This is a genomic window from Azonexus caeni, assembly GCF_048146105.1.
Taxonomy (GTDB): Bacteria; Pseudomonadota; Gammaproteobacteria; order Burkholderiales; family Rhodocyclaceae; genus Azonexus; species Azonexus aromaticus_B.
In genome coordinates, this window is record NZ_JBKJAD010000035.1 from 22,231 (window position 1) to 28,571 (window position 6,341).

The 6,341-nt window shown below is 66.1% G+C and carries 3 protein-coding genes; 2 read left to right on the plus strand and 1 reads right to left on the minus strand.

Annotation, left to right across the window (positions count from 1 at the left end; genetic code table 11):
• Nucleotides 1-24 precede the first annotated feature (24 nt).
• Both ACLIIZ_RS20300 and ACLIIZ_RS20305 read left to right on the plus strand, forming a co-directional pair.
• Complete coding sequence (locus ACLIIZ_RS20300; RefSeq protein ID WP_416695382.1) at nucleotides 25-1,944, plus strand: sigma-54-dependent Fis family transcriptional regulator; 1,920 nt, start codon at nucleotides 25-27, stop codon at nucleotides 1,942-1,944.
• A gap of 26 nt (nucleotides 1,945-1,970) precedes the next feature.
• The gene (locus ACLIIZ_RS20305; RefSeq protein ID WP_416695384.1) at nucleotides 1,971-2,666 is read left to right on the plus strand and encodes a Crp/Fnr family transcriptional regulator; all 696 of its coding nucleotides are present in this window, start codon (nucleotides 1,971-1,973) and stop codon (nucleotides 2,664-2,666) included.
• A gap of 63 nt (nucleotides 2,667-2,729) precedes the next feature.
• Here ACLIIZ_RS20305 and ACLIIZ_RS20310 read toward each other — a convergent pair.
• Nucleotides 2,730-6,341, minus strand: a 3,612-nt coding sequence (locus tag ACLIIZ_RS20310) for a beta strand repeat-containing protein (RefSeq protein ID WP_416695386.1), incomplete at its 5' end; no start/stop codon positions are given.

The following is a 6,341-nucleotide window of genomic DNA, read 5'->3' on the forward strand; positions in this document are numbered from 1 at the left end:
CGACCCGACAAGGAGACAATCCCGATGCACGCAAATCCCCCGCTTGCCGGCCCGCTCTTGCGCCAGGCCAGGCTCAAGCTGCTCGACGGCGGCAACTTTTCCGACAGCGAAATCGACGAACGCCTGGCCCGCTCCTGGCGGCGCAGTCTCGCCGCCGGCCTGACGCCAACCGGCCGCCTGGCCGTCCCCGATAATCTGACGGCCGGCGAACTGGGCCGTGCCCTGGGGCGCAACCGGGAACTGCTCAACCACTCGCGGCCGATCATGGAATACCTGTTCGAGCAGGTGCGCCACAGTCACAGTCTGGTCGTCCTTGCCGACAATCACGGCGTCCTCATGCACACGCTGGGCGACACCGATTTCCTCGGCAAGGCCGAGCGCGTCGCGCTGATGTCCGGCGCCTGCTGGGACGAGCGGCAGCGCGGCACCAACGCCATCGGCACCGCGCTGGCCGAGGCGGCCGGCATCGAGATCCACGGCGACGAACATTTCCTCGAACGCAACACCTTCCTCACTTGCGCCGCCGCGCCGATCGTCTCCGCCACCGGCGAACTGCTCGGCATCCTCGACATTTCCGGCGACCGCCGCAGCCGCCATCCGCACACCCTGGGCCTGGTCAACACTGCCGCCCGGATGATCGAGAACCGGCTGGTCGCCGACGCCTGCCGCCGCCACCTGCGCCTCTACCTGCATCCGGACCCGGCCGGCATCGGCACCGTCGCCGAAGGCATCGTCGCCCTTTCCGAGGACGGCTGGATCATCGGCGCCAACCGCAACGCGCTGCGCCTGCTTGGTCTGTCTGCCGCCGATATCGGCGGCACCCCGCTGTTTCGCGCCATCGATACCCGGATTGGCGACCTCATTGCCCAGGGCCGGCGCCGCCCCGGGCAAGTGCTCGCCCTGCACGGCCACGACGGCAGGACCTTCTATGCGCGGATCGACGGTCACGAGCCACGCGTGCTGTCGGTGCCGAAAACCAGCAGCCCGCAACATAACGACGCGCTGACCGCGCTCGACACCGGCGACCTGCGCTGGCGGGCGGCGGCCGACAAGGCGCGGCGCATCCTCGGCAAGGACATCCCGCTGCTGCTCAGCGGCGAATCCGGCGTCGGCAAGGAGTTGTTCGCCCGCGCCGTGCATGAATCCTCGCCGCAACGCAACGGCCCCTTCGTCGCCATCAACTGTGCCGCGCTGCCGGAAAACCTGATCGAAGCCGAACTCTTCGGCTACCAGCCCGGCGCCTTCACCGGCGCCCGCAAGGAGGGCTACATCGGCCGCCTGCGCGAAGCCGAGGGCGGCACCCTGTTCCTCGACGAGATCGGCGACATGCCGCTGGCGCTGCAGACCCGGCTGCTGCGCGTCCTCCAGGAACGCAAGGTGCTGCCGCTCGGTGGTGGCGTCGCGGTCGACGTCCGCTTCTCGCTGATCTGCGCCACCCACCGCGACCTGCCGGCAGCCAGCGCCGCCGGCCAGTTCCGCAGCGACCTCTATTACCGGATCAACGGCCTGACGCTGAACCTGCCGGCGCTGCGCGAACGCAACGACTTCGCCGCGCTGTGCGACAAGCTGCTCGCCGAGTTCTTCCCGGACGCCCCGCTGGCCATCGAACCGGCATTGCAGCACCGTCTCGCCGGCTATGCCTGGCCGGGCAACCTGCGGCAACTGGCCAGCGTGCTGCGCACTGCCTGCGCCATGCTCGACCCTGGCGAATCGCTGATCGACTGGCCGCACCTGCCGGACGATCTGGTCGACGCCCTGCACCGCGCACCCGCGCAGCCTTGCCGCGCCAACGCCGAGCCCGCCCAGCGCAATCTCGCCGCGCTGTCGCTCGCCGCCATCCACCAGGCAGTCGCCGACCATGCCGGCAACCTGAGCGCCGCTGCCCGCCAGCTCGGCATCAGCCGACAGACCCTGTACCGCAAGCTGAAGGGCGAACGCGCCTGATCTGCCGCCCCAACCCGGAAACAACGATGACCAAGCTGCCCAGCCCAGAAATCCACGCCCTGCTCGCCGACCTGCCGCTGTTCACCAACATGTCGCCCGACGAAATCGACCGCATCGCCCGCGGCAGCCGGGAAATCCGCGCCACCAAGGGCAGCCTGCTGTTCCACCGCGGTGACCCCTGTCTCGGTTTCCATCTGCTGCTCTCCGGCCAGATCAAGCTGGCCTTCACCTCGGCCCAGGGCAACGAGAAGGTGGTCGAGGTGATCCGCCCCGGACAGAGCTTCGGCGAAGCGCTGATGTTCATGGAATCGCCCTACATCGTCGACGCCCAGGCGCTCGCCGACTCCCACCTGCTGCACGTCGCCAAGACCACGGTCGACGAGGAGCTGGCCAAGGACCCGAAACTGGCGCGCAAGATGCTCGCCAGCATGGCGATCCGCCTGCACCAGATGGTCAACGACCTGGAGGGCTACTCGCTGCATTCCGGCAAGGAACGCATCGTCGCCTACCTGCTGCGCGAACTGGCGCCATGCGCCGCGCCCGGCAATGCAGCCCGGCTCGCCCTGCCGACCACCAAGGGCATCGTCGCCTCGCGCCTCAACCTGACCCAGGAACATTTCTCGCGCATCCTGCACGAACTGAGCGACGAAGGACTGATCGTCGTACACGGCCGGGAGATCGAAATTCCCGACCTGGCAAGATTGCGCGCCAGCCTGGACTGAAACCGGCAGACAAAAAAAGGGGCTGGATCAACCAGCCCCTTTCGCTATTGCCGTCCCGGGAAATCAATCGGTCAGCAGACGCCCCTGGTTCAACAGGTTCTGGATCACCTGCTGATCCGACGGGCTGCCGCCACCGACCAGATCGACCCCTTCCAGCACGATCTGCATGACATCGTTGCTGGAGACGTTGCTCGGCAGGCCACCGGCTGTGTTGCCGTTGGAGAACGCCCCGCTGGTGCTGACGTAGATCGTCGTGTTGCCACCCGAGTACTGGAAGTGCAGGAAGTTGTCGAGATCGGCCGCCGACGCGTTGACCGGCGCCTGCAACAGATCGCGCAGGTCGAGCACGTCGCCTTGAGCGGTGCTGAAATCGGTCACCCGGTCGATCGCCGGCGACTGGATGCTGCCACGGTCGCCCAGCACCCACTGGAAGGTATCGGCACCCAGGCCACCGGTCAGCGTATCGCCACCGGCGCCGCCCCAGATGATGTCGTTGCCTTCACCACCGTTCAAGGTGTCGGCACCGGCACCGCCGGACAGGATGTCGTTGCCGCTACCGCCCGTGAGCTGGTCGGTGCCCGCGCCACCCGACAACTTGTCGTCGCCGTCGCCACCGTTGATGACATCGTTGCCGGCCAGCCCGTTGATGACATCGTTGCCGGCAGTGCCGTCAAGGGTGTCGTTGCCACTGCTGCCGTCGATTTCACCGCCCGCGTTACGGGAGATGTTCATCGTCAATTCGCCGTTGGCACGGTCGCCATCGTTATCGACCAGCGTGAACCCGACGACTTCCTGGACCGTACCGGTCAGCGTTGCCGACGGCCGGTAGGTGTAGTCGCCGGAGTCCATATCGACGGTGAAGGTGCCCTGCAGTTCGGTGGTGATCGTCAGCACATGCGTCGCCGCATCCCAGGTGTAGCTGCCCGTTGCCCCGGCATCCCGGACCACGGAGATGGTGTTGTTCGCCGTGTCCCAGGTGTAGGTGCTGCGGTCGCCGACCGCGCCGATCGCAACGCTGACCAGGTGGCCACCGTCGGCCCCCACCGCACCCGGCGTGGCGCCGGTGAGCAGGTTGCCGGAACTGCTCGGGATCGCCGTTGCCTGCAGCACTGCCGACAGGGCGTTCTCGTTGAGCACCTGGATGGCGTTGGTGTTGGAGCCCGTCGTTCCGTTGTAGGCCACCGGATCGATCTGCGCCATCTGCGTGGTGCTCAAGCCGGAACCGACGCCGAGAGCGATCGAGTTGATGTTGTTGGCAGTCAGGAACTGCGTCCAGATCGACTCTTCGCCCGACTGGATACCCTGGTCGGCACCACCGTTGGAAGTTCCCCGGTTGATCAGCGCCGTGACGTCGCCGTCGTTGGCATTCGGCGCGCCGTCGGTCAGGAAGTAAGCCACGTTCTGCAGCGTACCGCCCGGCGGCACCGTCGTCAGCTTGCCGGCGTTGTCCCACGCTTCGATCGCCTGCGCCAGCGCCGCGTCGTAGTTGGTGCTGTTGGTCGAGGTAACCGAGTTGATCAGGTCGATGGCGTCCTTGGCACTGACCCAGACACCGCTCGACATGTTGGCAACGGTGCTGAAGGTGACCAGCTGGACCGCCACTTCACCGTAACCGTCGTAGGTGTTGATGAGGTTGACCAGCGCCGCCTTGGCCAACGCCAGACGCGTTGTCGAGCCGACCGTGTCGTTCATGCTGCCCGAGTTGTCGAGGATGATCATGACGTTGGTGTTCTGCGTCACCACGACATCCTGGGTCAGCGTCCCGGCAATCGGCGAATCGTCCTCAACCAGCACGGTCAGAGGCGTCGTCGTGCTGTTGGTGCCATTGCTCACCGTCACCCCGATATCCAGGCGCAGCATGTCCTCGAGGTCCGTCACCGGATGATCGAGCGGCCCCTTCAGTTCAACCTGATAAGCACCATCCGGCTGCACCGTCACGGTCAGGATGTCCTGGCCATTGGCCGAACCGGTCAGGATGGTGGCATCGCCGACAGTCGAGGTGACCCAGCTCAGCGCCGTACCATTCGACGTCACGTCGGTCGGCGGCGTGAAGGTGATGCTGAGATCGCCATCGCCGGAGATCGCCAGCGTGCCGCTGGCAACGACGGCATCGGTGGTATCCGGGCTACCGCTGCTGTCGGCGGTACCGCCCGCCAGTCCTTCCTCGGACACCGTGGCGATGCTGGTGACCAGCCCGACCGTCGAGATCGAGGCCGAGCCGTCGGCGAGATCCGAACCGTCGCGCGCCGTCGCGGTGACCGTCACGGTCATCGACTGCGTCATCTCGACCGGCGTCGTCATGGTCAGGCCGGTGATCTGCACCGCCTTGGTGAGCGGGTCGATGGTGACGGTGTAGGCGCCGTCGCTGACCAGCGGCAAGGTCCAGGTCCCGTCCGGATTCAGCGTTCCATGCGACAGCGTGACGCCGGCCGGTACCGACACCGTGACCGTCGCGACATCTTCCGAGTAGTCGATATCCTGCGGCGTCACCGTGATCGTCAGATCCTGAGTCTTGGTCTGGGCGAAGGTGATCGAGTGGATCAGGTAATCGTCGCCGGCGCGCGGGGCGCTGAATTCGATGTAGCTGATCTGCTGACCGTTGTCGCTGACCACCGTGAAGGGCGAGTCGAGCACGTCGGTTACCCCGTTCATCGAACCCTGGCCGATCACGTTGCCGGCACTGTCATACAGCGTGTAGCTGGCACGCTCGCTGGAATGCAACCAGGCGAGCTGAATCGTCGCACTCGACACCGGGTCGTCGAAGCTCACCCGAATCTTCTCGGAAGCGCCTGCGGCGTGGCCGATTTCGCTATCGTCACCAGACGACACCTGGTCGACACCGAAGCCGGTCACGTTGCCGGTGGAACCGCCGTTATCGACGACGCTGATCGTACCGGTGCTGCCGTCCAGGTTGTAGGCGGTGACGGTGAAGCCGGCGCCGGCCAGGACGCTGGTATTGTCGATGGTGATGTTGTTGGTCACCGCGTCGCCAACCTGGATCGTCACCAGCGGCGTGTCGGCAACCGGCGTCACTTCGACCGTCACCGTCGCACTCGCCGTGTCGTGGCCATCGGAAACGGTGTAATCGAACTTCGCCTCGCCGCTGTAATCCTTGTTCGGCGTGAATTCGATACTGACCACGTTACCGTTGCCGTCGAAGGTCGCCGTCACGCTACCGACCGGATTACCGCCGGCATCGCGAGCCACGCTATCGACGCCGACCACGGTCAGCGCATCGCCATCGACATCGCTGTCGTTGGCGAGCAGGGCCGACGGCAGGATGGTCAGCGGCGTGTCTTCCGGCGTGCGCAACTGGTCGCCGAGGATGGACGGATCGTCACCATGGACCTCGGGGATGTCATTGGTGCCGGTGATCGTCACCACGATGTCGTGCGTCGTCCCGTCCACCGTCTTCACGGTGAAGGTCTCGACCTTCGTCTCACCTTCGCCCAGGTACTGCACGTCGGCGTTCGCCACCGTGTAGGTCCAGTCGCCGGTCGCCGTGATCGTCAGGCCGCCCAGCGCACCGGCGCTGGCGACGATGCCCGTGGTCTGGAACTGTGCTTCGTCCAGGCCATCGACGTCCGTCACCAGCAGCGTGCCGGTGTCGGTCAGGTTCGGGTTCGACGCATCTTCCGTCACCGCACCCTTGTCCTTGCCGCTCACTTCGGCGCC